Below are 25,580 nucleotides of genomic sequence, written 5' to 3' on the forward strand. Positions count from 1 at the left end.
GCGCTCGAGCTGAAGGCATTCCTTGATGCCAACGGGAACAGCTACAAGCTGGCAGCCACTGCGAAGGTCCGAAAGACTCGACCGCGCCGACCGTCTATGAAGTCGTGGTCCGCCACATCGACCTGTTGCGCAAACCCCAGCCGGGCACGATCGCGAAATACCGGAACATGGCGGCCGCGCAAATCGCGTCCAGCGACCCGGGCCGCACGCCCGTGGGCAAGGTCAACAAGGCCGCGGTGATCGACTGGCTGGACGGGCTAACGGTCAAGCAGGGCGCCAACCAGACAGTCGATCAGCCACTCTCGCGGAAGACCCAAGCAGAACATCCATGCGCTGCTCTCCGCCGCGTTCGTCACCGCCATGGACGCCGAAACCATGACCCGCAACCCAGCTAAGGGAGTCGCAGAGGCAGACCTCAACGAAGCTCGCGAGGCCGTCTACCTTTCGCCCGAAGATCTCGTCATGCTCGCCGACCGCATCGACCCGCACTACTGGCTGTTCATCCGATTCCTGGGCGGCACGGACCTCCGCTACTCCGAGGCCACAGCGCTCCGCCGGCGGGACATCACCATCAGGGACGGGCGCGCCGCCGTGCGCGTCAACCGGGCATGGAAGTCCAAGGGCAAGGGCGAAGAGATCGGGCGCCCGAAGACCAAGAAAGCCAACCGCACTGTCACGTGCAACGCGAGTCTTTCCGCCGCCCTGGCCGATCGCCTGCAGGAGATCGAGCTCGACGACTTCGTTTGGCCAGACGGCGACTACATCAAGAACTCGCGCTTCCACAAGGAGGTGTGGCAGCCGCTTATTGGGGAGCTGGTCGGCAAGGAGCTGGAGCGCAAACCGTGGATTCGCGAGATCCGGCACGCGCACACCACGCACCTGCTCGACGCCAACGTGCCCGTGCACGTCGTGCAGGCCCGGCTCGGGCATGAGGACCCCCAGACCACACTCCGTGTCTACGCCCCCTTGCCAAAGCCTCTGACGCCGCAGCTGCGGACGCGCTGGGTATGGGCGATGGCGGACAATGACCTTCTTGAAGCGCGGTCGACTATCAACCGTGTCGGGGGACTGATTGAACACGAAAACCCCCGTCAGTCGTGATGAACTGGCGGGGGTTCTCTGTGCGTGGTCGTTAGTAGCGGACGATGTACGTCCTGCTGAACCGGTAGCTGACCTTGCCGTTCAATGTGCCCTTGACGCGGACCACGTACTTATCGCCTTTGCCGTAAGGGCCCGGAGGCCCCCAGACCCTAGTGGTTTCATGCCAGCCGCCCGCGAAGACTTCGCCGTTCAAGAACCAGCGGTATTCCAGCTTGGTGCCCTTAGGCCAGCCGTACTTGTTCGCCCCCAGGATTGTTCCCGGGGTGACGTACACGGTGGACGCGCCGGCTGTGCAACTCGCGGTAGTTTCGGCACATGACGAGGGGCACCGATTGAATACCGGTGGACAGGTTGCGGCGCTGGCCGGGGCCGCCGCCGTGAGCGCTCCGGCTCCCAGGGCGACGGATAGGGCGGCAGCGGCTGCTGCTTTACGGAGGATCGATCGTTTCAATGCTGGCACGGTTCCCCGCACCTCCTGTCGGTGGTTGGCAGATAGTTTTGGCTGCTGAACGCTTCCGACATACACCGTCTAAGGCGCCCCCAAGCCCTGAGTATAACCACAAGGGTCCCACTGGCATCAAGGGCACCCCTTCCTAGGCAGGCAGGAAGTCTGGGAGCCGGTTCCTTCATTGGAAGATGCGGACCAGCTCGTACACGAAGTCGATGAGGATGGTGCGCTCTCGCTGGTAGCCCTCGACTTTCGCGTTGAGTTGCTCCAGGCGGGTGTCCAGCGCGGTGATCTTGGTGTCGCGCTCTTTGAGCATGTCTTCGAAGCGTTTCAGGAGGCGTTGGTCTGCTTCGAAGCCGATCTTGCGGTCTTCGCGGACGTCGGCGGGGGTGCGCCAGCGTTTGGCGATGGCGGCGATGAGTGCGGTCAGGACCGCGCCGGCCAACCCCACGATGGATAGCAGCAGCGGCAGGGGGAGTGGAAGGTTTGGGTCTACGGGGTCGTCGGCCATGCTGTCCAGGCCGAGCGCGAGGGTCAGGGGCGAAGGAGGCTCAGTCATCGCCTTCCTCCAGGTATCGGAAGATCACGGTGCGTGACTTCGCCGCGGATTTGACCATGACCATGCGCGCCAGGATGAATGAGGCGATTACGTAGTAGAGGGCGATGGTGACGATGCGCTGCTGGCCGGTGGTGTACCAGATCCCGGCCTGCATGAGGATGAACACGACGGGCCCGGACAGCAGGAGGATCAGGCCGCTCACCTCACAGCGGAAGCCGCGGCGTCGGGTCTCATACTTCTGCGCGGACATCACGAGGCCGACGACGCTCACCCAAAACCCTGCGAAGGTCGTCGCGAACCAGACGGGCACGAATACCTGCGTGAGGTTGTCCCGAACGGAATTGAGCTGCACGAGAGGGATCATGTGTAGGAAGCCCAGGGCCACCTTGGCGTGAATGAATGCCCAGTCGGTGCGCGTCAGCCTGCCGAGCGATCGCCAGAGCGTAGCGCCGAGGGTCAGGGCCCGGTCAATCATGGGGGACTTTCATATGCGCCTCCTTGGGGGCATGGGTGCAGCCCCGGGCCACACGAATTTAGGCACAAAAAAAGACCCGGTAGCGGGTCTTGAGGAGTACGGTGGGACACCGCAGTTGTTCTGCGGTGTCCCTCAGCGGTTCAGCGGGCTGCGGCCCAGGCGGATGAGTGCCCTCTCCCACATTTGGCCCATGAGCATGTCCTGCTTCTGAGACGGGACAAAGTATTTGCCGAAGTAGAACCCTCCCGGCACCAGCGTCACCTCGCCCAGAAGTGGGCCTCGGGTGGAGGAGTACATGTCAAAGCTGCCGAAGGCAGTCGGGGTCGCCAGCGAGGCGCGACGGGCCAGATCCAATAGGCGATCCCAATCGGCAGGCTGATCATGTTCCTTCTTGTTGAAATACTTTTCGTTGGTCCACACCCGGTCGTCCGTGACGGGCATGAAATCGCCGTCGTACCAGGCGAGGGATGGTCTGCCGCCGTTGCGGTCAATCTGGAGGATCAAAGCGATGTCACCATGGAAGGCGTACGCCTTGAAGTCGTCCGGGATTACCTTCCCGGAAAGGTCCTGGATCTTCTCTTCCACGATGGTGAACTTCTGAGTTCTGGGGTGATCGTCGTGGATCAGGAGCTGGTGCTCCATGATCTGATCGAAGGTCCAATCCTTCTTCGTCATGGCGTCGAAGAAGACATCGTCGTCCTTCCGGGCGAGAACCATAACGCCGATGGAGGAAGAGTGGTACGCCGGCTTGAGCACGAACTCGTCCGGCAGCCCGTCAAGGGTGATGTCGCTGGGGTGGGCGAACTTCTTCAGAACCCGTACCGTGGGTAGCCCGACCGCCTCACAGAAGTCGTAGCATTTGAGCTTGTCGTGGAGGTACCACGGCGGCGGAGGTACCTCTTCATGTTCGCCACGTGCCCTTAACTGCTCAATGAACTTCAACCGCAAAACCTCCCCCAGGTGACCACCGGCCACACGCCGGGGCCAAATCATCCTACAATATGAGATCCAGTGCCCCGGGAGCACCTTGACGACGTCGTTGTGGGAAGCCCTCGGGATGAGACACCCCGTGAACACCAGGTAAAACATGGAGAGCGCCGTCGCGATGGGCGACGAGATGCCCACCCATGCGGGGATGCCGTCAATCATGGGGGACTTTCATGTGCGCCTCCTGGACGGCAGGTGAATGTTACGGTGCGCAGAAACTGCGGAAAACATGCGTGTAGACTCACGTCACCGCGCATGGGGCGCGGAGCGTAATTCTTTGGGGGAACCGTGGCTGACCAGCGCAAACACTTGGATGGGGAATACGACTGGCTCGTTGAGCACTACGAAATGCCGCCGCTGATCGAGCGCATCCAAAATGTGTTGGACACTAACGGTGTCCTGACCGTTGCGGACTACCGGAGAGAACTATCGGCAGCCCGCAACGAGGCTCAGGGGCACTCGGCTTCCTACGGCTCTTAGGACAAGTAGGCGAATGGGATATTGCCGTTCGCCGATATTGTTGCTGCCGTGCTTGGAGTCGACGCGGCATTGGTGAGCGCCGCAAAGATACCTGTCCAAGCGCCTTCGTGACGAGGTCGCGTTCACGGCGAACGACGTCGAAGCAATTTGCGCGGCCCTGGGCGAGGATCTGCTTGAAGTGTTGCGCGCCGCCGTCCTGGCGTCACGCCCCGGCGGCACCGGCCGCCGGCCGCGCAGCTGAGTAAACGACAAAAGAGCCCGACACTCGGATGATCCGAATGTGGGGCTCTCTTTGGGTTGGAATCTTTGTTGGCCTCGCCAACACAACCTAGAACGACGTGGACAAAACCTAGGCAAGAACTGCGGAATGTAGAGGGAGCCTAGCTACAACGATTGTCCAGAAAAGTGGCATAACGGGTTTTCAATTCCCCCCATCTCCACATGGGAGCCCCGACAAGGGTGCTCCACCCCGTATCGAGAACTCAAAACTCCCTGCTGACTTCGGTTGGCGGGGAGTTTTGTGCGTTAACACGGCCGCCCTGGTCGCGGGCCTGCAACGTAGTACCCGCGGTGATTGGTGCGGGCCAGAATCCGAAGGCCCCTTACGGCTCGCGGACGGATTCTCCCTACTTAGCTGGCACGCACTTGTGAAGGAAGGGCATCGTGTTTTCCAGCATCAATGACATTCCGTGGACGGAAATTTTGAAGCAGAAGCATTTCCACCCGTCGCCGCGGGACTGGGAGGACCAGGTGATCCAATTCCTGCTGATTGACCGATTTTCCGATCAAATGGTTCCAGTGCCTCTATTCGACCGACGCCACCAAGGTGGGCTCGCTGGTTGCCGCCGAGCCGCGCAATGGCCTGGCGATCAGGATCGCGGTTCACCCGGCAGGATTCGTCGTCCCGGCGCAGTACACCTAGAACGATCGTGACAAAGGAAAGGGAAGCGCCTCCCGGCGCCTCCCTACCCGTTTGACCGGAACCCTGTGTGATCGGAACTACGTGCCGAGGATCTTCGCCTTTTGGGCAACGAACTCTTCCTCGGTGAGGATGCCTTGTTCCTTCAGCGCGCCGAGCTCCTTGAGCTGCTGGATGGCGTCGTCGGTGATGCCTCCGGCCGGGGCCGGAGCGGCTGCCGGTGGAGGCGGCGGCGGCTGCTGGTAGACAGGTTGCTGGTAGACCTGTTGTGGGGGTGGCTGCTGCTGGGCCATTTGCGCGTCGTAGGCCTCCTGCTGCTTGGCCGCGGTCGCGGCGTCCTTCTCGGCAAACTTATTGGCCTGCCGGCGCTGGACGCGGCCGCTGACCGCCGATGCCGTCCCGGCAACCACCGCTGTCCTCGCCATGCCCCTAAGAAGTCCCATTATTCTGCTCCTGTCACGTCTCGTCTTGTGCGTCAGTGTTACGCGTCGGCCACCGGCGGCGCGGCGTCGACGGCCTCCAGGGCGTCGAGCGCTTCCATCACGTCCGGTGCGGGGATCCGGGTGCTCGCGATGAGCTCGCCTCCGCTTTCTCGAACGGCGGCGACGAACGGTGCCGCCCAGGTGTTCTCGTAGACAATCAGCGCGGCCACCGTGCCTGGCAGAAGCGTGGCCGCGGCCTCCGCAATGTCGTCATCGCCAAGCAACCCGGAGCGTGCGCCGTCGAAGTAGGCGAATCCGGCCGCTGGACCGCCGGGGTCTGTCAGTTCGAGCACCTCCACCGTGCCGTCCTCGTTCTTCATGACGACCAGGAGGTCGAAGAGGCGGACCACGCCCTGCTCGACGAGCTTGACGAGTTCTTCGCTGGCCCGTCCCGTCAATCCTGCAATGGGGAACTCGAGGAGTACGAAGTCGACCGGCCCGTGGGCCTCGGTCTCCGGTGTGGTAGTCACTGGCTTTCCTCCGGTCTGTTTCGTGCGCACCGTCCAGCGCGCCTCTCTCTTGCTGTGGGGCAGGATCCCGGCTTTCCCGACGAGGATCTCAAGTCCACTAAAGCGCCACCGGGAGTCCCGCCGCATCATCCGTTTCGGGTGAGCCCACAACACAGCAAAAAAGGCCGGAAGCAACGGCTTCCGGCCTTTTCGCTGTGTCAGCGCTTCTTGATGTGCGACACCTGATCGGTGTGGGCGTCGACGATGTGCTTCGCCTTTTTCTCCGCCCGTTTCTCTTTGATCGTCTTGACCGACTTCTTCGTCGTACTCTGGTGCGGCGTCTTGTCAGGCATGGTGCTCTCCCTCACGGCAGGGGCCCGGAGTAGCCCCGCCTTTTACGCTACGCCTCGGGGACGGCGGCGTCCACGATGCCCGCGAAGCGGCTGCCGACGCCGTCGTAGACACTGCGCACGAGCCCCGGCCCCAGGACAGGGATGTCGCGGGCTTCGTGGTGGGCGCAACAGACATACGTGAAGTCCGGCCACCACTTCTTGGGCCGGGCAGCCTCGGAGAACCCGCAGACCGCGCAGGTGAGCTGGACCCAGACGGGCCGCTTGCCGGTCCGGTTCGCCTTGGACTGGACCAGCCATGCAGGGGGATTGTCCAGCAGCTCGCCGAGCTCGGCCTCGGACAGTCGTGAAGGGATGCCGTGACGGTGCGCCATTTCCAGCGGAATGTCGAGGATCTGGGCTGCTTCACGTCGGGTAACCATCCTTCAACTTTACGGGAACGACGGCGGCCCGTAGCCACCGGGAGCCGGCAGAGGGTCCTCAGCCGGCGAGGTAGATGCCGAGCGCCGCGGCGGCGAGACCCGCGAGCAGGTTGGAGCCTATGTTCAGCGCCGCCGCCCGGTAACGCGTTTCGCTGACCAGGCGAACCGTCGCGGTGCTCCATGAGCTGAAGGTTGTCAGCCCGCCGGCGAGTCCGGTCGCGATGGCTGCGTGCCAGTCGGCTCCCAGCTCCAGGTGGCCGGTCAGTCCCACGGATAAGCCGATGATGAACGAGCCGGCGACGTTGACCGCAAACGTGGCCCACGGCCAGTGCGGACGGGAGCCTTGGTGGTGCGCGAACCAGGAGTCGACGGCGAACCGCAGGAGCGCTCCCGCCACCCCGAAGACACCGACCAGGAGCGCCGTCATCATCGGGCGCCTCCGCGAAGGTCCGCAATTGCCTTGCCGGTTTTCCAGCCGACAGCGGCGGCCCCGAGGCCCAGGACGAGCGAGAGCGCGAGGTAGGCCAGCCAGGTGGAGTGGAAGCCGGCAATGATCTGCTGGTCAATGGCCATCACCAGCGCCGAAAAAGTGGTGAAGGATCCCAGGATGCCCGGACCGATGCCGGCACGCAGCCAGAAGGCCGTCTGTGGCCGGGCGATCCAGAGGGTGGTCAGGGTGGCCAGGATGAAGCTTCCGGCCACGTTGATCGCCAGCGTGGTCCAGGGGACCGCGCCGGTGCTTTCGGGGAAGACCAGGCCGGCGCCGTAGCGCAGTTCCGTTCCGATCAGCCCGCCGACGGCGACGGCGGACCAGGCCTTCCAGCCCGGAACGCCGGGGCGGGGCACGGTGTGGCGCTGGTCCAGGGCACTCCTCACTCAGCGCACGTTTCAGTCATGGGCGGGGACGCTGCAGCCCGAGTGCGCGGCATCGCTGTGGACCCAGAGTGCGGAGGCGACTTCCTCGGCCAAATCGAATTCGCGCGGTGCCGCGGCTGAACCGATCCGTACCACCATGGGGCCGCCGAAGGGCCGGCGGCCCACCACTTCCACTTCGGCGTCGAGGACGATGTCCTCGGCCGCGAGGTAGCGCAGGAGCTCGGGGTTTTCGTCGCTGATCCGGGTGATCCGGCCGGTATGGCCGTCGTCGAGGTCGCTCAGGCGGTGGGCGGCCGGCACCAGGACGGAGCCGTCAGCGGCCGGGATGGGATCGCCGTGCGGGTCCCGGGTAGGGTTCCCCAGCTTGGCCGCCATCCGTTCAATGAACGTGTCGGAGACGGCATGCTCCAGGAGCTCGGCTTCGTCATGGACCTCGTCCCAGCGGTACCCGAGCTCCCGGACGAGGAACGTCTCGATCAGCCGGTGCCGCCGGACCATGGACAGGGCGAGCCGGACGCCGTCGCTGGTGAGCGTGACGGCGCTGTAGGGCTTGTGGTCTACGAGGCCTTGGTCCTTGAGCTTGCGGACCATTTCCGAGACCGAGGAGTTGGCGACGCCTAGGCGCTGGGCCAATTGCGAGGAAGTGATGGGCTTCCGCTGCCACTCGGTGAAGGAATAGATGACCTTGACGTAGTCCTCGATCGAGGAGGAGGGCGTACTGGTCTTCACAGACCTAAGCCTACCGTCAGCTCTTCCCGGAGAACGTGAGCCACAGCAGGACCAGATTTAGTGCCACGACGAGCACGACGCTGATGATGGCTGCGATTCGGAGGGCCATGCCGTCGGCAAACTGGCCCATCAGGGCCTTGTTGCTGGTCAATACCACGAGCGGGACCAGGACAAAGGGAATCCCGAAGCTGAGGACCACCTGGCTCAGGACGAGCGCCCACGTGGGGTCGAAGCCGACGGCCAGCAGGACAATGGCCGGAATCAGGGTCACGACGCGGCGGGCCATGACGGGGATCCGGATCTTGAGCAGGCCCTGCATGATGGTTCCGCCTGCGTAGCAGCCCACGGAGGTGGATGCCAGGCCGGACGCGAGGAGCCCGACCGCGAAGACCACCCCGACGATGGGGCCCAGGTTGGCGGTGATGGCGGCGTGGGCGCCCTCGATCGTGTCCGTGCCGTCCTCGCCCCCGAGGGTGGAGGCGGCGAGGAGCAGCATGCCGATGTTGACGACTCCGGCGATGGCCAGCGCGGCCCCGACGTCGAGTCGTGTGGCCCGGACCAGGTGGTCGATGGCCGACGGGGGGACATGCAGGTGTTGGTCCGGGCGGTGCCGGTCGCGGGACAGCGCCGAGTGGACGTAGATGGCGTGCGGCATCACGGTAGCGCCGAGCATGCTGGCGGCCAGCAGGACGGTGTCCGGGCCCTGGAAGCCGGGCACGAGGCCGGCCAGGGCGGCCCCCGGATCCGGCGGGCTGATGAACAGCCCGGCCAGGAAGCCGATGGTGATGATGCCGAGCAGGAACATGATGATGAATTCGAAGGGCCGCTGTTTTTCCCGGGCCTGCACCGCGAGCAGGAGCATCGACACCGCGCCCACAATCACGGCGCCAAGGGGGAGGGGGAGCCCGAAAAGCAGGTTCAGGGCGATTGCTCCGCCCACCACTTCGGCGAGGTCGGTGGCGGCTGCCACGATTTCGGCCTGCAGCCAGAAGGCGCGGCGGGCGAGCGGTTTGAGCCGCTCGCCCAGGATCTCCGGGAGGCTCTTGCCCGTGACGATCCCGAGCTTGGCGGACTGGTACTGGACCAGTACGGCCATGATGTTGGCGGCCACCAGGACCCACACCAGCAGGTAGCCGTACTGCGCGCCGGCGGTCAGGTTGGCGGCCACGTTGCCAGGGTCCACGTAGGCGATCGACGCCACGAATGCCGGCCCCAGCAGTCCGATCAGCGCCCTGCGGGCACCCGGATGTTTGTAGGTGCGTGCGTCCTGCGGCGGTTGTTCGTGTCCCTTGACGTCCAGCACTGCCTGCTCCTGTGGTTGGTGCGTCGGCGTTGACGCGATGATCGGCACCGGCAGGGGCCGGCATCAAAGTTACGGATGCCTACAAGTAATTATTAGGCATACCGAAACAATAAGCCCAGCAGGCCCTGCATGCAATCCGGGGCGTCAGGTCCGCGTCGCCCGCCACGTCTGGGTCAGGTAGGGGAGTTTGAGGACGTCGCCGGGGGCGTGCCCCAAATGCTCGTGCAGGTACCAGTCGAGGTTGGCCATGACTTTTGCCCGGGTCGGCTCCGATGCCGCGAGGTAGTAGCTGCGGGACTTGGTCAGCTCCTGGATGTCCTCCGTGGTGACCGGATCCTCCCACCGTGTCAGATGGCTCTCCAGGCCCGTGAACTCAGGGCCCACAGGCGGCCGGAAGTGCGGTTTGTGGACGTCCCCGGCATGCATGATGCGTGAGAGCCGGTGCACCCACGGCACCGCCGTGTCGAGCTGGTTCCAGACCAGGCCAAGGACGCCGTGCGGCCGCAGGATCCGGGCGATCTCGGTACTGGCCACACGGGGGTCGCACCAGTGCCACGCCTGGGCAACCGTGACCACGTCGAAGGACTCCGGTTCAAGTCCGGTGTCTTCGGCGCGGCCTTCGACGGCGGTGACAGCCGGCAGGGTCCGGCGCAGCTGCCCGAGCATGTCGGCGGAGGGGTCAACGGCAACCGTGTGCAGTCCCCGGGCGACAAGCAGCGCGGTGAACTTGCCCGTGCCGGCGCCAATGTCTGCCGCGTCACTGGCTCCCGCCGGGATCAGCCAGTCGGCCGAATCCTGCGGATAACCGGGGCGGACACGTTCATAGTGCTCCCCGCCGTCCTGGAAGCTCTGGCCGAGTTCCTGGCGCCGTTCACCGCGCAGTTTGGGACCGGTGTGCAGTTTCGATGCGCTGTGCAGTTTCGGTCCGCTATGCAGTTTCGATGCGCTGGGCAGCTTGGGTTCGCCGCGTGGCACGTGCGATCTCCTTCGGAAAGGTCCTGTTGGTTCAGATACCTTTCGAATTTACCGCACCCGCGCCGGGCCCTAATTCCGCAGGCCTGGTAGTCCACACGGCCAGCTCGACGCCGCTAGTCCAGGTTGCAGGGGGCGGCACCGGCGGTGCCGGGGGTGTTCGGCGCCCAATGCGGGTAGGTGCGGGTGTCGTGGGCCGGTACCCAGCGGCCGGCATCCACCACGTAGTCCCAGCCGAGTCCGGTTTGCCGCAGTTGCTGCAGGCCGGCCAGCAGGCGCTCGGCGTCCTCCAGCCGTGAGCCGAGGCCGAAGCTCGCGCGCAGGGAGCCGGCGGGCAGGCCGAGCCGCTTGAGCAGCGGGTGGGCGCAGAAGCGGCCGTCGCGCAGGCCGATGCCGTGTTCGGCCGACAGGTAGGCGGCCACCAGCCCGGCGTCGTAGCCCTCGACCGAGAAGTTCACGACGCCGATGGTGCCGGTCTGATCGCCCGCTTCGGAATCGGCAAATATCCGGTGCACGGTCACGCCCTCGATGCCTTCGAGACCCTCGACCAGGAAGGACCGGATGGCGTCCTCGTGGGCCTGCCACTGCTCCGGGTCCAGTGCCGCGATGACCTGGGTGGCGCGGGCCAGGGCGGCAGCACCCAGGACGTTCGGCGAGCCGCCCTCGTGCCGGGCCGGCCCGGTGGTCCAGCTGACGGAGTCGAGCCGGGCGTCACGGACGGCGCCGCCGCCGGCCAGGTGCGGGGTGCCGGCGTCGAGCCAGTCGGTCCGTCCCACCAGCACGCCGGAGCCGAACGGGGCGTACAGCTTGTGCCCCGAGAAGGCGAGGTAGTCGACGTCGTCCGCGGCGATGTCAATCCGCCGGTGCGGGGCCAGCTGCGCGGCGTCGACGACGATCCTGGCGCCGTACTCGTGCGCCAGTGCGGCGAGGGCCCGGATCGGCAGGATCTCCCCGGTGACATTCGAGGCGCCGGTGACGGCGAGCAGGCTGACGCCGCCGCGGGCGAGTTCGTCCCGGAGGCGGTCCACCGTGGCTGCGAGGGTGGGAGCGGCCACGACGCTGCGGTGCGGGACGTTCTGCCAGGGCAGGAGGTTGGCGTGGTGCTCGATGTCGAGATAGAGGACCTCACCGGCGGGGCGGCCGTCGCGCAGCGGCAGGCAGCCGGCCAGCAGGTTCAGTGAATCGGTGGTGTTGCGGGTGAAGATCACGGAATCGTCCGCACGGCCGCCGACGAAGTCCCGCACAATGTCCCGGGCGTTCTCGTAGACGGAGGTGCTGATCTGCGATGCATAGCCGGCGCCGCGGTGCACACTCGCGTAGTACGGCAGGATTTCGTTCAGGTAGGCCGAGACGACGGACAGGGCCGGTGCGGAGGCGCCGTAGTCGAGGTTGGCGTAGCGGGCGTGGCCGCCTGTGATCAGCGGGGCCTGGATTTCGGCCCCGGTGACGGCGGCCAGCGGCCGGGCCGCGACGGCGCGGCGTCCGTCAGGGCGCGCTGCGTCGGAGCCGGCGTGGAATTCGGGGGCTGCGGGGAAAATGGCAGTTGTCATGGGACCTCACTCGACCAGGACCCCACATGGTGGGAATCCGCGCTTGCCGGGTCCGTTCCGGACCGGCCAGGTCGTCACCCGGGGCACCCCACCGCGAAAGGAGGGTTGCCGGCCAGCAAACCGGGGTTTAGCGCTGGCACTCGTGACCTGCATCGAGCGTAGGACATCAGCGCAGCCGGGGAAAAGGCGCCGGCGATTGTGAAGCGGATTATTACGGACCAGGCCTACGAAGCACGCGGATCCGCCGCAACACGCGTCAGGGGAGGCAAGGTGCGGGCGCCGGCGGGCTGGACACTGAGGCCGAACAGGGCCTCCACTGCTGCCGCGTAGTCGTGCTGCCGGCCGTCCGCGGCCAGTTCCCGCGCGCGGACTGTTGGAAGGTGAAGCAGCCGGCGGACCATTCGGCGCATCGCCAGGTTCACATCCTCAGCCTGGGCGGCGCTGCCGTGTTGCCGCAGGACGCGCTCCATTTCAGCTTCGAGGACCTGGTGGACGTGCCGGCGCAGGGCCACGATTGCGGCGTCGGCTGCGCGCAGTTCCTCGCGTTTTTCGAAGCGGTGCGCCGCCTGCCGGACCATGGCGCGGGCGAGGCGGAGCGCCTCGGCGTCCGCCGGGGGAGCGGCGGATCCAACAGAGTCCAGGGTGATCAGTTCAACGCCCGGCAGATCCGCCACACCGGGGTCGAAGTCATGGCTGGGAGCGAGGTCGATGACGGTGAGGGGATGGACGGTGCCATCCCGCCAATCCGCCAGTTGGGCTGCCCCGATGCGCTTCTCCGTGCCGCTGCAGCCAATGATGATTTCTGCCCGCGCAACGGCGGCGGGCAGCTCCCGGTCCGTCAGCGGCGTGCCACCCCGGCTTGCCACAAACGACTCCGCCCGGCCGGATTGGGAGAAGACGGAAATGGTGGGGCATCGTTTGCTCCTGAGGATCTCCGCGACGCACGCGGCGTAGGAGCCGGTGCCAAAGAGGACCACGGACGCATCGGCCAGGGACGGCTGTGCTCCTCCGGCGGTGGCCAAATCAAGGGCCACGGATGCTATGGACCTGCTGGTGCTGCCGAGCGCGATCCGGGCCCCCACAGCCCTGCCGGTGCGGGACGCCTCCTGAAACAGCCGGACCAGAAGCCCGCCCGCAGTACCCGTAGCCTGTGCTTCAGCGAGGGCGCGCCGGACCTGGCCCGCGACGTGGCGCTCGCCCACCACGACGGAATCCAGGCCGGCTGCAACGGAGAAGAGATGTTCCGCCGCCGACGCCCCGGAGAAGTGCTCGAACAGGCACGCAAGCCGCGCCGCGGGGAGGTTCGCGCAGAGGCGGACCGTACCCAGGGCCTCGGAACAGGCGGCTGCTACGTGCTCCCCGGACGCCACCTCGCAGTAAATCTCGAAGCGGCTGCAGGTGGACACGATGACGGCTCCGGACACGGCGGAACTGCCGGCGAGCAGATGCTGGCCCAGTTCCGGGGAGACGGCGTGGAGCCTGGCGGCGGACTCTATGTCCAGGTCCCGGTACTTCGCAATGAGGACCAGCAGGACCGGACCGACGCCGGGGTCGGGGGTTTCGGGATCCGCGGGGTGAACCGATCCAGACATGGCTGCCCTCCTGCCACTCGATGCCCGCTCCGCGCCATGACTGACAGCGCCATGACTGACAGTGAAGCTGGGGACAGAGTCGTACAGGGGCCCTTGGGAATCCTTGAGGGTGGAGCCTAGAGGAGGTCGTCGAGCCCTGGGTTGAGCCGCTTGAGCACTTCCGAGTGGAGGATTGAGTTGGTGGCCAGGGCGTTGCCGCCGAAGGGGCCGTCCTCGCCCTCGAGCGAGGTGAAGCGGCCGCCGGCCTCGGTCACGATCGGCACCAGCGCGGCCATGTCGTAAAGGTTCAGTTCGGGTTCGCAGGCGATGTCAACGGCACCCTCGGCCACGAGGCAGTACGACCAGAAGTCGCCGTAGGCGCGGGTCCGCCAGACCTCTTCGGTGAGGCCCAGGAACTCGTCCAGGTTCCCGCGCTGCTTCCAGCCGCCCAGGCTGGAGTAGGACAGTGAGGCGTCCTCGAGCTTGGATACGTTGGAGACCTTCAGCCGTGTGGCGGCGGCGAGCGAGCGGCCCGTGTAGGCGCCTGCTCCCTTCGCAGCCCACCAGCGCTTGCCCAGTGCCGGCGCGCTGACGACGCCGACCACCGGCTCGCCCTCGTCGACGAGGGCGATCAGGGTGGCCCAGACGGGCACGCCGCGGACAAAGTTCTTGGTGCCGTCGATCGGGTCGATGATCCAGCGGCGGGAGCCATGGCCCGAGCTGCCGAATTCTTCGCCCAGGACCGCATCGCGCGGACGGGAGCGGGAGAGCTGGCCGCGGATGGCCTCTTCAGCCGACTTGTCGGCATCGGTGACGGGGGTGAGGTCCGGCTTCGTCTCGATCCGAAGGTCGAGCGCCTTGAAGCGGCTCATGGTCTGGGAATCGACGGAATCTGCCAGTACATGGGCAAGGCGCAGGTCATCGTTGTAGCTTGAAGCGGATTGGCTCATGGTTCCAAACTACCGTCAAAGCGGCCCGGCCGCCGGGAGGCCGCGGCACTGCGCCGCCGCCCGCGAACCCGGCTGGCTAGGACACGGTGCCCAGTTCCTTGGTTTCCTGCGCTTCCATCCGCGGGTCAGTGCCCAGCAGCCGGCGTAGGGACGCGAGCCGGGCGGGTCCGGAGGGTCCCGCGTGCCCGGCCGCAACCCACTTGTCGACGCCGCAGTTGACGGCGGTGGCGTCGTGTTTGCAGCCGCGTTCGCAGTCATCGGTGCCCGGTTCCAGGTCCGGGAAGGAACGCAGGATCCGGTCGGGGTCCACGTGGGCCAGCCCGAAGGACCGGATGCCGGGGGTGTCGATGATCCAGCTGCCGGCCGGGGCGTCGTTGACCTTCAGTGCCAGCGCGGAGGAGGAAGTGTGGCGGCCGCGGCCGGTCACCGCGTTGACGCCTCCGGTAGCCCGCTCGGCCCCGGTCAGGGCGTTGACCATGGTGGACTTGCCGACGCCGGAATGGCCCAGCATCACGGTGACCTTGCCATCGAGATAGCCGCGCAGCTGGGACACCGCGTCCTTGTCCAGCCGGGCGGAGAGCCCGTCGTCGGAGCGGGCGTCAATGCCGGAAGCGGCGGAGTCCGCCGTTTTGGAGATGATGACGGGGAAGTCGAGGTGCTGGTAATTGGACAGCAGCTCTGCGGGATCCTTGACGTCTGCCTTGGTGACGAGCAGCAGCGGCTCAATGCCGGCGTCGTACGCGGCCACCAGAGCGCGGTCGATGAAACCGGTCCGCGGCTCGGGGTTGGCGGCGGCGACCACCACCACCAGCTGGTCGGCGTTGGCCACGACGGCGCGTTCGATCGGATCGGTGTCATCGGCACTGCGGCGCAGCAGCGTCTTGCGGTCCTGGATCTTGACCAGCCGCGCGAGGGTGTCCGGCTCGCCGGTGACGTCCCCCACCAGGGAGACGAAGTCGCCGGCCACCACAGGATTGCGGCGCAGTTCCCGGGCCCGCGCCGCGATGATCTTGCGTTCGCCGGGGGTCCCTTCATCGACGACGGCCGTGTAGCGGCCGCGGTCAACGGTGATGATGCGTCCGGTGACGGCGTCGTCGTGGGCGGGCCGGTCCTTCGTGCGCGGCCGGGTGCCCTTCTTGTTCGGGCGGATCCGGACGTCGGACTCGTCCCAGGAATCAGTGCTGCGTGCCACCGGCGGTGTCCTCATCTGCGGCGGGTCCCTGTGCCAGCATCGCTTCCCAGAGCTGCGGGAAGTCGGGCATGGTCTTGGCCGTGGTCGCGATGTCCTCGACCTCCACGCCGGGCACGGCAAGGCCAAGGATGGCGCCGGCGGTGGCCATGCGGTGGTCCGCGTAGCTGTGCACCACGCCGCCGTGCAGCGTGGCCGGGCGGATGATGAGACCGTCGGCGGTCTCTTCGGCGTCGCCGCCGAGGCGGGTGATTTCGGCGACGAGGGCGGCGAGCCGGTCCGTTTCGTGGCCCCGGAGGTGGGCGATCCCGGTCAGCCGCGAGGGACCCGCGGCCAGTGCACAGAGCGCCGCAACAGTCGGGGCGAGCTCGCTGGTCTCGTCGAAGTCGCCGCCCTTGATCTGCGGCCCGCCGGTGACGGTCAGGGTCCCGCGCTCCACGCTCACGCCCGCGCCCATGGCGGTCAGGATGCCGCGCCAGAGGTCGCCCACTTGGGTGGTTTCCGCGGGCCAGTTCGGGATCCGCACGGTGCCGCGGGTAGCGAGGGCAGCCGCCAGGAACGGTCCGGCGTTGGAGAGGTCCTGCTCGATCCGCTGGTCGAAGGCGCGGATCGGGCCCGGCGCGACAACCCAGTGGTTCGGCACGGAGTCATCAACCGCCACGCCCACGCCCCGCAGCACGGCCACGGTCATGTTGATGTGGTCCAGGCTTGGCACGGGCTTTCCGACGTGTTCGAGGTGGAGTCCCTCGGTGAAGCGTGCACCGGCCAGCAGCAGGGCCGAGACGAACTGGGACGACGCGCTGGCGTCGATGACGAGGTGTCCGCCGCGCACTTCGCCCGTGCCGTGGACGGTGAAAGGCAACGACGACGTCGTTCCGCCGTCGGGCGCGCTCACCGCGACACCCAATCCGGTCAGGGCCTCGATGATGGTGCCCATCGGGCGTTTGCGGGCGTGCGGGTCGCCGTCGAAGCGGGATTCGCCACGGCGCAGCGCCGCGACCGGGGGCACAAAGCGCATGACGGTGCCGGCCAGGCCGCAGTCGATCGCGGAGTCCATCGCCGCGGCGTCCAGGCTGATCGGACTGATTTCCAGGTCGGGGCCGAAGGCGCCGTCGCCGGGAACCTCGGTGACTGTGGCTCCCAACTGCCGCAGGGCCTCAATCATCAGGGCCGAATCCCGGGAGTGCAGGGGAGCGCGGAGACGGGACGGCCCGTCCGCGAGGGCCGCGAGCACGAGGTACCGGTTGGTCAGGGACTTGGAGCCCGGAACGGTGACGGTGGCATCGACCGGCCGTGCCGCGAAGGGCGCAGGCCAGTGCGGACCGGTGTCGGGAGTATCCAGGCCGGCAGAGTGGGAAGGGGCCGCTGCGGAGGGGGTGGTGCCAGTCATTACCGTCTTAGGCTCCGGCTGTGTGGTCGACGGCCTTGCGGACGACTTTGTCGGCCTTTTTCAGCTGTTTGTTGGTTGTCTTCCGGGCGTCCGCGGCCAGGTGTCCGGCCCGCCAGGCCAGGCTGGGCTTGCCGGCGGTATCGACCGCGGCGAGGAGGACGCCGCCGGTGAGGGAGACGTTTTTCAGGAGCTGCTTGCGGCGGGCGTTGCGGGCCTCCTTGGACGTGATGTCCGCGCTGCGCCATTCGACGTAGGTGTTAAGGACCGAAATCACGGCGAGCACGGTGGCTGCCAGCCGGGCGGACTTGCCCAGAGCGAAGCAGACGCCGGCGCCGACCTGGGTTCCGCCGATCACCCGGGCCAGGACTTTTTCGTTGGGCTGGAACGGCAGCGAGTCGGCCGCGCGGCGTACCAAAGGGGACAACTGTGTGGCGGTGTCGTCCGCGTTCTTGAGCTTGTCCATGCCGGCGAGCACGAAACTGGAGGCGAGCATGGGCCGGGCGAGAAAGCGGACAAACGACATGAATTTCCTCCTGGATGGACGAACCGCGGCTTCACTGCGGGAGAACCGGTTCTAGTCTTGCACTTTTGCGGAATATTTGCCCGCAGCGCGTGGTTGTGAAAGGCAGATCCCAGCAGGCTCAGGAAGGCGGACATTTGACGCGGGTGTTGGACAGGGCGGAACTGGAAACCGGTTCGGGACAAACGTGGGGCCTCGCGCTTCCGGCTGTTCCGGGTGCCCGGCAGAAGGTAACAGTAGACTTGAACGCAATGAGCACCATGGACCCGGCCGTTGCGGCCATGCACGAGGTTGCCGGAAACGACGCCACGCCCACGAAAAGTTCTGCCGCCTTGGAAACCGAGGTGGACGGAAAGCCCCTGGACGTCTCCACCGAGTCCGCGGAAGAGCGCCGCGTGCGCTTTGAGCGTGACGCCATGCAATATGTGGACCAGTTATATTCGGCGGCCATGAGGATGGCGCGGAATCCCTCCGACGCCGAGGACCTGGTCCAGGAGGCGTACACGAAGGCGTTTTCCGCGTTCCACCAGTACAAGCCCGGAACCAATCTGAAGGCCTGGCTGTACCGCATCCTCACCAACACCTACATCAACCTGTACCGGAAGCGCCAGCGCGAGCCGCTGCAGTCGAATTCGGACACCATCGAGGACTGGCAGCTTGCCCGCGCCGAGTCGCATACCTCGTCCGGCCTGCGGTCGGCGGAGGCCGAGGCCCTGGACCACCTGCCCGATTCTGATGTGAAGCGCGCCCTGCAGTCGATTCCTGAGGAGTTCCGGCTGGCCGTGTACTTCGCGGACGTCGAGGGATTCGCGTACAAGGAAATTTCAGAAATCATGAACACCCCCATCGGAACCGTCATGTCCCGGCTGCACCGCGGCCGGAAGATGCTGCGGGACATGCTTGCGGACTATGCCGCCGAACGAGGATTCAGGGCCGCCACCGAGTCAAACGACGCGGCCGACAGCAAGAAACAGGAGAACAGGAAATGAGCGACTGCCAGGGACTGGGCGATTGCGACGACGCCCGGATGCAACGTATCTATGAGTATCTGGATGGCGCACTCACGCACGAGGACATCGCAGAGATCAAGAACCATCTGGACAGTTGCCCGGAGTGCCTGGAGCAGTACGACCTCGAATGCGTCATCCGCGTAATGGTCAAGCGTTCGTGCACCGAAGCGGCTCCGGAAAACCTCAAGAACTCCATCCTGGACCGGATCCACTCGATCCGGACTGTGGAAGCCTGAGCCCTGCACCGCTCACTGCCTGAGGCTCGCGGCACGGCCTGAGGCTCTCCTCACTGCATAAGCCAAAGACCCCGGAACCGCTAGGTTCCGGGGTCTTTCGCTCAAAGCATTCAATCCAAGCTTTTGCTTAGGCGTTGGGGCGCTTACCGTGGTTCGCGCCGCCACGCTTACGGTCACGACGTTTACGTGCACGTTTGCTCATAGCTGGCCTCCTTAATCTTGGTACTCAAAAGAGCTGCCCTCAAGTCTCCCACATCACGGCACGTGCCGCGAACCGGGGGCGCCGTGCGACGGGCCGCGGCCGGGTTGGCCCCGGGGGTCAGGCATTGAGCGAATTACGGATCGAGATCCGGGCCTGGTCCAGCACCGTCTTGACGGTTTCGAGCGTGACGGCCGTGACGGGGCTGCTCCCGGCGTGGCGCCGCAGTTCCACCCGCATGTCGTCACGGAAGGCCTGCACCAGCAGCTCCGCCTCCTTCAGCCGCCGTTCGCCCTCCGGGGAGTACCACGGGCTGCCAGCGCCGGCGGCAGAACCAGTGGCGCCGGCGGAACCGGTTCCGCTGGCAGAACCCGCACGGGCCGAGGTCCGCGCCGCCTCCGCCGTCGCCGCGAGGTCGGCCCGGAGGCCGCGCATGTTGACGCGGATGTCCTGGCGAAGGTTGTCGGCGAGCCGGCGCACAGAGGCCGAGATGTCGTTCTCGACGCCGGCGAGTTCGTCCCGCCGGCTGTTCAGTTCCAGGAGTCCCGCCGGGGTGATGCTGTAGTTGGTGCGGCGGCCCTCCGTGTGGGTGGCCACCAGCCCTTCCTCCTCGAGCTTGCCCAGGCGCGGGTAGATGGTGCCGGCGCTGGGGGAGTACGTGCCGCCGAAACGCTCGCTGAGGGCCTTGATGAGCTCATAGCCGTGCTTGGGGCCGGACTCGAGCAGGGCGAGCAGGTACAGCCGCAGCGCCCCGTGGGCGAAGACGGGAGGCATCAGCCGGCCGTTTCGGTGTCCACGGTGGGCTGGCCGTGGAAGATCGACGTCTTTCCCGAGACCGAGTTGGTCCGGACCAGCATCAGCTTGGTGTCCGGCCCCGCAATGGTCTGCACCGTGCCGCCGGACTGGTGGGCGTACTTTTGGTCGTCGATAACCACCGCGCCGCTGGCGGACTTGGCGATGATGTCCACTCCGACGTCGTGCGGAAGCCGGATGGTGACGTCACCGGAGACCGAATTGGCGCCAAAGTCCTGGGTGAAGCCGTGCAGGTCGAAGTTCAGGTCGCCGCTGACGGTGTTCGCGCGGATATGGCTGAATTCGCCCGAGGCCGTGACCTCGCCGGAGACGCTCTTGGCAGTCAGGACGCCGCGGTGGTTGCGGGCGATCACCTCGCCGCTGACGGTCTTGACCGACAGGTCCCCGGAGGTGCCGTCGGCCAGCACGGATCCGGAGACGGTGTTGAGCCGGGCGTGGCCGCTGGTCCCGGAGACCATGCCGTCGCCGCTCACCGTCCCGGCCTCCACCTCGACGCCGGCCGGCAGGGCGATGCTGATGACCACCGAATTGCTGCTGCCGTTGTTGACGGTGTCCATCAGGTTCTTGAACCAGCCCTGCGGCCCGTGCAGCTGGTGGCGGACTTCCAGGCGGCCGTTGATGACAGAAACCGACAGCGGGTCGCCGTGGATTTCGGACACCTCGACCCGTGCCACATCCTCGTCATGGGTGACGATGTCGAAGCGGCCGCGGACGATGCCGAGCTTGAGGGAGCGGACGTCATCGACGTCGATTGTCTGCGGGCCGGTCACGGTCCACGAGTTCTCTGACATGGTTCCTCCGGAAAGCGAAAGGTGGCTGGGGACTAACGATATATCGCGACTATGAAGTCACGATATATCGCGCCTGCCGTCAGGTCAAGATATATCGCGAAAATCCCGGAAGGGTGGAACCAGCAGCTGGCCTGCCGCCGCCGGCGGGACTATTCCGGTGCGTCCAGGCCGAGCCACTGGAACCAGCCGCGGTGCAGCACGAGCCACGCCATCAGGCCATACCCGGCCTGGCCGGGCGTGCCGCCGTTGGCCGCGAGATCCTGGCGCCACTGCTCGTGGTTCAGCAGCGGCGAGAAAGTGTCGACGTACAGGTGCTTGCGGCGCGTGGTGACGTCGGCGAACGCGGTGTTGAGTTCGCCGAGCCTGCGGTTTTGCGCGGGGTCAAGCGTGGGCGGCGGCCCCACGACAAAAACCTCGATCTTGTTCTGGGAGGCGGAGTCCAGGATGTTGGCGAGGTTCAGGCGGCTGCGGGCCGTTGACAGGCCGAACTCAATGTCGCGTCCGGACAGGCCGATCACCAGGCGGTTTTCGTGGTTGTTGCCGAAGCGGCGGCCGGCCTCCTCGAGCCAGCGCGCGGCGATTCCCTCGGTGCCCTCTTCCGGGCATGGCAGGGAGTAGCACTCCAGGGCCATCCCGTCCTGCGGTGTGCGGGCCAGGACCCGGCCCCACCAGCCCAAGGCGCGCGGATCACCGAGCCCGGCCAACAGCTCGTCCCCAACGGCTGCGATCCGCAGCTTCCGATCTTCCACGACTACCTCTTCACTTCAACGCTGTCCATCAAGCTGACCACTAATAGTCCATTAAACAGAACTGCCCGGCCGGAGTGTTGTGTTTCAGTCTCCGGCCGGGCAGTAATGACGCTATTTACGTGCGAATGCCTGCTTGAGCAGGGCGTCCTGTTCCGCCGCGTGGCGCTTCATCGACCCTGCCGCGGTGGAAGCCGAGGCGGGGCGCGAGATGAGGCGGACCCGGCGGTCCAGGGCGTCGGGCAGGTTCAGGCCAATGAACGGCCACGGACCCTGGTTGGCCGGCTCGTCCTGCGCCCAGACCACTTCGGCGTTCGGGTATTTGGCCAGCTCGGCAGCGATCTCGGCGACCGGCAGCGGGTAAAGCTGCTCGACCCGCACGATCGCCGTGGTGGTGTTCTCGGTCTTCTGTCGGGTGGACAGCAGATCGTAGTACAGCCGGCCGGAGACCAGCAGCACGCGTTCGACGGCGTCGGACTGCAGCTGGGCGTGCTCCGGGATGACGGGGCGGAACGAGCCGGTGGTGAAGTCCTCCACCGAGGACGCCGCGGCCTTCAGGCGCAGCAGCTGCTTCGGCGTGAAGATGATCAACGGCTTGCGCGGCTTGCTGTAGGCCTGGCGGCGCAGTAGGTGGAAGTGCGAGGCCGACGTCGTGGGGTTGGCCACGATCATGTTCTCCTCGGCGCACATCTGGAGGAACCGCTCGATGCGGGCGGAGGAGTGGTCCGGGCCCTGGCCCTCGTAGCCGTGCGGCAGCATGAGGACCAGCGAGGAGCGCTGGCCCCACTTCTGCTCTGCGGAGGAGATGAACTCATCGATGATGGTCTGCGCACCGTTGACGAAGTCTCCGAACTGTGCTTCCCAGAGCACCAGGGCGTCCGGGCGCTCCACGGAGTACCCGTATTCGAAGCCCATGGCGGCGTATTCGGAGAGCAGGGAGTCGTAGATCCACAGCTTGGCCTGGTTGTCCGAGAGATGGGACAGGGGCAGCCATTCGTCGCCGTTGGCGCGGTCGTGGAAGACGGCGTGACGCTGCACGAAGGTGCCGCGGCGCGAGTCCTGGCCGGCGAGCCGGACGGGGACGCCTTCCATGGTGAGCGAGCCGAACGCGGCAAGTTCGCCGAAGCCCCAGTCGATGCCGCCTTCGCGGGACATCGCTTCACGCTTCTCGAGCAGCTGCTTGAGTTTGGCGTGGACGGTGAAGCCCTCCGGGATTTCGGTGTGGGCCTTGCCGATGCGTGCCAGGGTCTCCGCGGAGATCGCGGTGGAGGCCGGGGCGCTGACACCGGAATCGGACTGCTGGGCCATGGGGCGTTCGAGATCGGACACCGCGGCGGAATCGGCCGTGATGATCGGGATCGGGGACGTCTGGGCCGCGTGCGTTTCGGCGAAGACGCGCTCCAGGCGTTCCTGGTAGTCGCGCAGCAGCTGCTCGGCTTCTTCCTCGGTGATGTCACCACGGCCGATCAGCGATTCGGTGTACAGCTTGCGGACGGAGCGCTTGGCTTCGATCAGGTTGTACATCAGCGGCTGGGTCATCGAGGGGTCGTCGCCCTCGTTGTGGCCGCGGCGGCGGTAGCAGACCATGTCGATGACAACGTCCTTGTGGAACCGCTGGCGGAACTCGTAGGCGAGCTGGCCGATGCGGACCACGGCTTCCGGGTCGTCGCCGTTCACGTGGAACACCGGTGCCTGGATCATCTTCGCGACGTCCGTGGAGTACGTGGAGGAACGCGAGGACGACGGCGCGGTGGTGAAGCCGACCTGGTTGTTGACCACGATGTGGATGGTGCCGCCGGTGCGGTAACCGCGCAGCTGGGAGAGGTTGAGCGTTTCGGCCACAACGCCCTGGCCGGCGAAGGCGGCGTCGCCGTGCACCATGATCGGCAGCACGGGGAAGGCCTCGCCCTGGTCCAGGCGGTCCTGCTTGGCGCGGACGATGCCTTCGAGGACGGAGTCGACCGCCTCGAGGTGGGACGGGTTCGCGGCGAGGTAGACCTTGGTCTCCTTGCCGTTGTCCGAGGTGAAGGTGCCCTCGGTGCCGAGGTGGTACTTCACGTCGCCGGAGCCCTGGACCGAACGGGGGTCCTGGGTGCCTTCGAATTCGCGGAAGACCTGGGCGTAGGTCTTGCCCGCGATGTTGGTGAGCACGTTGAGCCGGCCGCGGTGGGCCATGCCGATCGCCACTTCGTCGAGTTCGTCGTCGGCGGCGTCGGAGATAATGGCGTCGAGCAGCGGAATCAGGGATTCGCCGCCTTCGAGCGAGAAGCGCTTCTGGCCGACGAATTTGGTCTGCAGGAAGGTCTCAAAGGCCTCGGCCGCGTTGAGCTTGGAAACGATGCGCAGCTGCTCGTCGCGGCTCGGCTTGGAGTACGCGTGCTCCAGCTGGTCCTGGAACCACTTGCGCTCGGCGGGGTCCTGGATGTGCATGTATTCGATGCCGGCGGTGCGGCAGTAGGCGTCGCGGAGGACGCCGAGGATGTCGCGGAACTTCAGCATCGGCTTGCCGCCGAAGCCGCCGGTGGGCCACTCGCGGTCCAGGTCCCACAGGGTCAGGCCGTAGGTCAGGACGTCGAGGTCCGGGTGCTTGCGCTGGACGTACTCGAGCGGATCGGTGTCCGCCATGAGGTGGCCGCGCACGCGGTAGGCGTGGATCAGCTGCTGGATCCGGGCGACCTTGTTGATCTCGTCGGCCGGGTCCACCTGCAGGTCCGGGCTCCAGCGCACGGGCTCGTACGGGATGCGCAGGGCCTCGAAGATCTCGTCGTAGAAGTTCTGGGCGCCCAGCAGGAGCTGGTGCACGAGCTTGAGGAACTCGCCGCTGCCGGCACCCTGGATGACGCGGTGGTCATAGGTGGAGGTCAGGGTCAGGACCTTGCTGATCGCGTTCTGCGCAATGATCTTCTCGCTGGCACCCTGGAACTCGGCCGGGTAGTCCAGTGCGCCGACGCCGATGATGGCGGCCTGGCCCTTGGACAGGCGGGGCACCGAGTGGACGGTGCCGATGCCGCCGGGGTTGGTCAGGGACACGGTGGTGCCGGAGTGGTCATCCGCCGTCAGCTTGCCGTTGCGGGCGCGCTTGATCAGGTCCTCGTACGTGTGCCAGAACTCGGCGAAATTGAGGGTCTCCGCCTTCTTGATGTTCGGGACCATGAGCAGGCGGGTGCCGTCAGGCTTGGGCATGTCGATCGCGATGCCGAAGTTCACGTGTGCCGGCTGGACAGCCACCGGCTTGCCGTCGATCTCGTCGTAGTAGACATTCATCGACGGGAACTGGGACAGGGCGCGGATCACGGCGTAGCCGATCAGGTGCGTGAAGGAGACCTTGCCGCCGCGGGCGCGGGCCAGGTTGGAGTTGATGACCACGCGGTTGTCGATGAGCAGCTTTGCCGGGATGGCACGCACGCTCGTGGCGGTCGGCACTTCCAGGCTGGTGACCATGTTCGACGCAATGGCCTTGGCCGGGCCGCGCAGGACGGAGACGACGTCCTCTTCCGGCGCCGTCGGGGCCTTGACGTTCTTGGGCAGCTGCGCCGGGATCGGCGCCGTGCCGGGGCCGGCGTCGGAGGTCCTGGCGCCGTCCCGGGCGGCGGTGGCCGGGGCCCGCTTGGCTGCGGGAGCCGGGGCGGCGGGCGCAGCCGCGGCGGGAGCGGGGGCAGCCGGTGCAGGTGCTGCCGGCGGTGCGGCGGCGGGCGCTACAACGGGAAGTTCACGGGTGGCAGGATGCACAGCTGTCGCGGTGCCGGACGTTCCGTTGGCGGAAGAGGCGTCACTGGCTTCGAAGGATTCGAACAGCGGCCACCACTTGGCGTCAACCGTGTTCTTGTCCTGCTGGTAACGCTCGTACAGTTCGTCAACGAGCCACTCGTTTCCGCCAAATTCCTCTGGTAGACGGTGGCTTGGCTGCTCTGGCACTTGAAATACGCCTCTTCCATGAGTTTGATTCCCTCTGGCTTCCACGGTGCCTCGGCACAACGATTGAGCCAGTCTCTGCGTCCAGTGAACCCAGACCCATGCCAGTCTAGTGAGGATTCTTGCCAAACCGCCAATAAGGGTGACCCAA

At 66.3% G+C, this 25,580-nt stretch carries 29 protein-coding genes and 1 riboswitch; of the genes, 5 read left to right on the forward strand and 24 right to left on the reverse strand.

What is annotated here, in order from left to right:
* Positions 1-104: 104 nt before the first annotated feature.
* Entirely contained in the window at positions 105-395 is a 291-nt protein-coding gene (locus tag AC1DDO_RS10690; RefSeq protein WP_476868182.1) for a hypothetical protein, read from the forward strand.
* Positions 376-1,101, forward strand: a complete 726-nt coding sequence (locus tag AC1DDO_RS10695; protein WP_476971815.1) for a site-specific integrase — start codon at positions 376-378, stop codon at positions 1,099-1,101. The genes AC1DDO_RS10690 and AC1DDO_RS10695 overlap by 20 nt, the downstream gene beginning before the upstream one ends.
* A gap of 31 nt (positions 1,102-1,132) precedes the next feature.
* Here AC1DDO_RS10695 and AC1DDO_RS10700 read toward each other — a convergent pair whose 3' ends face one another.
* From AC1DDO_RS10700 to AC1DDO_RS10715, 4 genes are all read right to left on the reverse strand, one after another.
* A complete protein-coding gene (locus tag AC1DDO_RS10700) occupies positions 1,133-1,375 on the reverse strand; it encodes a hypothetical protein (protein ID WP_476868184.1) in 243 nt (80 codons plus the stop codon).
* A gap of 352 nt (positions 1,376-1,727) precedes the next feature.
* Positions 1,728-2,108 (reverse strand): hypothetical protein, encoded by a 381-nt coding sequence (locus AC1DDO_RS10705; protein ID WP_476868185.1) that lies wholly within the window; start codon positions 2,106-2,108, stop codon positions 1,728-1,730.
* Positions 2,101-2,583 (reverse strand): hypothetical protein, encoded by a 483-nt coding sequence (locus tag AC1DDO_RS10710; protein WP_476868186.1) that lies wholly within the window; start codon positions 2,581-2,583, stop codon positions 2,101-2,103. Before AC1DDO_RS10710 ends, AC1DDO_RS10705 begins: the two co-directional genes overlap by 8 nt.
* A gap of 132 nt (positions 2,584-2,715) precedes the next feature.
* Positions 2,716-3,732, reverse strand: a complete 1,017-nt coding sequence (locus tag AC1DDO_RS10715) for an ATP-grasp fold amidoligase family protein (RefSeq protein WP_476868187.1) — start codon at positions 3,730-3,732, stop codon at positions 2,716-2,718.
* A 1,087-nt stretch (positions 3,733-4,819) separates the two neighbouring features.
* Between AC1DDO_RS10715 and AC1DDO_RS10720 the strand changes: the two genes are divergently transcribed.
* A complete protein-coding gene (locus AC1DDO_RS10720) occupies positions 4,820-4,972 on the forward strand; it encodes a hypothetical protein (RefSeq protein WP_476868189.1) in 153 nt (50 codons plus the stop codon).
* A gap of 77 nt (positions 4,973-5,049) precedes the next feature.
* On the opposite strand, the gene AC1DDO_RS10725 is transcribed toward AC1DDO_RS10720, so the two are convergent.
* The 15 genes from AC1DDO_RS10725 to AC1DDO_RS10795 all read right to left on the reverse strand — a co-directional run bounded on the left by AC1DDO_RS10725 (position 5,050) and on the right by AC1DDO_RS10795 (position 17,725).
* Positions 5,050-5,412: an SHOCT domain-containing protein gene (locus AC1DDO_RS10725; protein WP_476868190.1), complete on the reverse strand. Its 363-nt coding sequence runs from the start codon at positions 5,410-5,412 to the stop codon at positions 5,050-5,052.
* Between the two features lie 38 nt (positions 5,413-5,450).
* Positions 5,451-5,921 carry a DUF6325 family protein gene (locus AC1DDO_RS10730; RefSeq protein WP_476868191.1) on the reverse strand — a complete coding sequence of 157 codons (471 nt, stop codon included), beginning with the start codon at positions 5,919-5,921 and terminating at the stop codon, positions 5,451-5,453.
* Between the two features lie 197 nt (positions 5,922-6,118).
* Entirely contained in the window at positions 6,119-6,253 is a 135-nt protein-coding gene (locus tag AC1DDO_RS10735; RefSeq protein WP_390203933.1) for a hypothetical protein, read from the reverse strand.
* A gap of 47 nt (positions 6,254-6,300) precedes the next feature.
* On the reverse strand, positions 6,301-6,672 hold the full coding sequence (locus AC1DDO_RS10740; protein ID WP_223979876.1) for a hypothetical protein: 372 nt from the start codon (positions 6,670-6,672) through the stop codon (positions 6,301-6,303).
* A 58-nt stretch (positions 6,673-6,730) separates the two neighbouring features.
* Positions 6,731-7,099 carry a fluoride efflux transporter CrcB gene (crcB, locus tag AC1DDO_RS10745; protein WP_476868192.1) on the reverse strand — a complete coding sequence of 123 codons (369 nt, stop codon included), beginning with the start codon at positions 7,097-7,099 and terminating at the stop codon, positions 6,731-6,733.
* Positions 7,099-7,548 (reverse strand): fluoride efflux transporter FluC, encoded by a 450-nt coding sequence (locus tag AC1DDO_RS10750; RefSeq protein WP_476868193.1) that lies wholly within the window; start codon positions 7,546-7,548, stop codon positions 7,099-7,101. Before AC1DDO_RS10750 ends, crcB begins: the two co-directional genes overlap by 1 nt.
* Positions 7,549-7,560: 12 nt before the next feature.
* Positions 7,561-8,277, reverse strand: coding sequence for a metal-dependent transcriptional regulator (locus tag AC1DDO_RS10755; RefSeq protein ID WP_476868194.1), 717 nt, complete (start codon positions 8,275-8,277; stop codon positions 7,561-7,563).
* A 16-nt stretch (positions 8,278-8,293) separates the two neighbouring features.
* Entirely contained in the window at positions 8,294-9,580 is a 1,287-nt protein-coding gene (locus tag AC1DDO_RS10760) for an Nramp family divalent metal transporter (protein ID WP_476868195.1), read from the reverse strand.
* 144 nt (positions 9,581-9,724) lie between these two features.
* Positions 9,725-10,498 carry a class I SAM-dependent methyltransferase gene (locus AC1DDO_RS10765; protein WP_476868204.1) on the reverse strand — a complete coding sequence of 258 codons (774 nt, stop codon included), beginning with the start codon at positions 10,496-10,498 and terminating at the stop codon, positions 9,725-9,727.
* Positions 10,499-10,668: 170 nt separating this feature from the next.
* Positions 10,669-12,102: an aminotransferase class V-fold PLP-dependent enzyme gene (locus AC1DDO_RS10770; RefSeq protein WP_476868196.1), complete on the reverse strand. Its 1,434-nt coding sequence runs from the start codon at positions 12,100-12,102 to the stop codon at positions 10,669-10,671.
* Between the two features lie 34 nt (positions 12,103-12,136).
* Positions 12,137-12,250, reverse strand: a riboswitch (SAM riboswitch).
* Positions 12,251-12,326: 76 nt separating this feature from the next.
* Complete coding sequence (locus tag AC1DDO_RS10775) at positions 12,327-13,694, reverse strand: glutamyl-tRNA reductase (RefSeq protein WP_476971816.1); 1,368 nt, start codon at positions 13,692-13,694, stop codon at positions 12,327-12,329.
* A gap of 116 nt (positions 13,695-13,810) precedes the next feature.
* Entirely contained in the window at positions 13,811-14,623 is an 813-nt protein-coding gene (gene hisN / locus AC1DDO_RS10780; protein WP_476868198.1) for a histidinol-phosphatase, read from the reverse strand.
* Between the two features lie 76 nt (positions 14,624-14,699).
* Positions 14,700-15,815, reverse strand: a complete 1,116-nt coding sequence (gene rsgA, locus AC1DDO_RS10785) for a ribosome small subunit-dependent GTPase A (RefSeq protein WP_476868199.1) — start codon at positions 15,813-15,815, stop codon at positions 14,700-14,702.
* A complete protein-coding gene (gene aroA, locus AC1DDO_RS10790) occupies positions 15,799-17,202 on the reverse strand; it encodes a 3-phosphoshikimate 1-carboxyvinyltransferase (protein ID WP_476971817.1) in 1,404 nt (467 codons plus the stop codon). The genes rsgA and aroA overlap by 17 nt, the downstream gene beginning before the upstream one ends.
* Before the next feature lie 7 nt (positions 17,203-17,209).
* Positions 17,210-17,725 (reverse strand): DoxX family protein, encoded by a 516-nt coding sequence (locus tag AC1DDO_RS10795; protein ID WP_441407466.1) that lies wholly within the window; start codon positions 17,723-17,725, stop codon positions 17,210-17,212.
* Between the two features lie 248 nt (positions 17,726-17,973).
* Between AC1DDO_RS10795 and AC1DDO_RS10800 the strand changes: the two genes are divergently transcribed.
* Both AC1DDO_RS10800 and rsrA read left to right on the forward strand, forming a co-directional pair.
* Positions 17,974-18,711, forward strand: a complete 738-nt coding sequence (locus AC1DDO_RS10800) for a sigma-70 family RNA polymerase sigma factor (protein ID WP_441407467.1) — start codon at positions 17,974-17,976, stop codon at positions 18,709-18,711.
* On the forward strand, positions 18,708-18,968 hold the full coding sequence (gene rsrA / locus AC1DDO_RS10805) for a mycothiol system anti-sigma-R factor (protein ID WP_390203920.1): 261 nt from the start codon (positions 18,708-18,710) through the stop codon (positions 18,966-18,968). The genes AC1DDO_RS10800 and rsrA overlap by 4 nt, the downstream gene beginning before the upstream one ends.
* A gap of 127 nt (positions 18,969-19,095) precedes the next feature.
* Here the strand turns inward: rsrA and AC1DDO_RS10810 are convergent, their stop codons facing one another.
* The 5 genes from AC1DDO_RS10810 to AC1DDO_RS10830 all read right to left on the reverse strand — a co-directional run bounded on the left by AC1DDO_RS10810 (position 19,096) and on the right by AC1DDO_RS10830 (position 25,432).
* The gene (locus AC1DDO_RS10810) at positions 19,096-19,170 is read right to left on the reverse strand and encodes a 50S ribosomal protein bL37 (RefSeq protein WP_104061284.1); all 75 of its coding nucleotides are present in this window, start codon (positions 19,168-19,170) and stop codon (positions 19,096-19,098) included.
* Between the two features lie 117 nt (positions 19,171-19,287).
* Positions 19,288-19,941, reverse strand: coding sequence for a PadR family transcriptional regulator (locus AC1DDO_RS10815; protein WP_476868201.1), 654 nt, complete (start codon positions 19,939-19,941; stop codon positions 19,288-19,290).
* Positions 19,941-20,771 (reverse strand): DUF4097 family beta strand repeat-containing protein, encoded by an 831-nt coding sequence (locus tag AC1DDO_RS10820; RefSeq protein WP_441407469.1) that lies wholly within the window; start codon positions 20,769-20,771, stop codon positions 19,941-19,943. Before AC1DDO_RS10820 ends, AC1DDO_RS10815 begins: the two co-directional genes overlap by 1 nt.
* A 149-nt stretch (positions 20,772-20,920) precedes the next feature.
* Entirely contained in the window at positions 20,921-21,520 is a 600-nt protein-coding gene (locus AC1DDO_RS10825; protein ID WP_441407470.1) for a GDSL-type esterase/lipase family protein, read from the reverse strand.
* Positions 21,521-21,631: 111 nt separating this feature from the next.
* The gene (locus tag AC1DDO_RS10830) at positions 21,632-25,432 is read right to left on the reverse strand and encodes a multifunctional oxoglutarate decarboxylase/oxoglutarate dehydrogenase thiamine pyrophosphate-binding subunit/dihydrolipoyllysine-residue succinyltransferase subunit (RefSeq protein ID WP_476971818.1); all 3,801 of its coding nucleotides are present in this window, start codon (positions 25,430-25,432) and stop codon (positions 21,632-21,634) included.
* Positions 25,433-25,580: the final 148 nt, after the last annotated feature.

It is taken from the genome of Arthrobacter sp. 10N43 (assembly GCF_056394525.1).

Bases quoted from the DNA above. Each gene is read 5' to 3' on its own strand.
- AC1DDO_RS10775 (WP_476971816.1), bottom strand. From the start codon at position 13,694: ATGTCTGGATCGGTTCACCCCGCGGATCCCGAAACCCCCGACCCCGGC.
- AC1DDO_RS10695 (WP_476971815.1), top strand. From the start codon at position 376: ATGACCCGCAACCCAGCTAAGGGAGTCGCAGAGGCAGACCTCAACGAA.
- AC1DDO_RS10770 (WP_476868196.1), bottom strand. From the start codon at position 12,102: ATGACAACTGCCATTTTCCCCGCAGCCCCCGAATTCCACGCCGGCTCC.
- crcB (WP_476868192.1), bottom strand. From the start codon at position 7,099: ATGACGGCGCTCCTGGTCGGTGTCTTCGGGGTGGCGGGAGCGCTCCTG.
- AC1DDO_RS10740 (WP_223979876.1), bottom strand. From the start codon at position 6,672: ATGGTTACCCGACGTGAAGCAGCCCAGATCCTCGACATTCCGCTGGAA.
- AC1DDO_RS10725 (WP_476868190.1), bottom strand. From the start codon at position 5,412: ATGGGACTTCTTAGGGGCATGGCGAGGACAGCGGTGGTTGCCGGGACG.
- AC1DDO_RS10800 (WP_441407467.1), top strand. From the start codon at position 17,974: ATGAGCACCATGGACCCGGCCGTTGCGGCCATGCACGAGGTTGCCGGA.
- AC1DDO_RS10735 (WP_390203933.1), bottom strand. From the start codon at position 6,253: ATGCCTGACAAGACGCCGCACCAGAGTACGACGAAGAAGTCGGTCAAG.
- AC1DDO_RS10795 (WP_441407466.1), bottom strand. From the start codon at position 17,725: ATGTCGTTTGTCCGCTTTCTCGCCCGGCCCATGCTCGCCTCCAGTTTC.
- AC1DDO_RS10705 (WP_476868185.1), bottom strand. From the start codon at position 2,108: ATGACTGAGCCTCCTTCGCCCCTGACCCTCGCGCTCGGCCTGGACAGC.
- aroA (WP_476971817.1), bottom strand. From the start codon at position 17,202: ATGACTGGCACCACCCCCTCCGCAGCGGCCCCTTCCCACTCTGCCGGC.
- rsrA (WP_390203920.1), top strand. From the start codon at position 18,708: ATGAGCGACTGCCAGGGACTGGGCGATTGCGACGACGCCCGGATGCAA.
- AC1DDO_RS10815 (WP_476868201.1), bottom strand. From the start codon at position 19,941: ATGCCTCCCGTCTTCGCCCACGGGGCGCTGCGGCTGTACCTGCTCGCC.
- hisN (WP_476868198.1), bottom strand. From the start codon at position 14,623: ATGAGCCAATCCGCTTCAAGCTACAACGATGACCTGCGCCTTGCCCAT.
- AC1DDO_RS10715 (WP_476868187.1), bottom strand. From the start codon at position 3,732: ATGATTGACGGCATCCCCGCATGGGTGGGCATCTCGTCGCCCATCGCG.
- AC1DDO_RS10710 (WP_476868186.1), bottom strand. From the start codon at position 2,583: ATGATTGACCGGGCCCTGACCCTCGGCGCTACGCTCTGGCGATCGCTC.
- AC1DDO_RS10820 (WP_441407469.1), bottom strand. From the start codon at position 20,771: ATGTCAGAGAACTCGTGGACCGTGACCGGCCCGCAGACAATCGACGTC.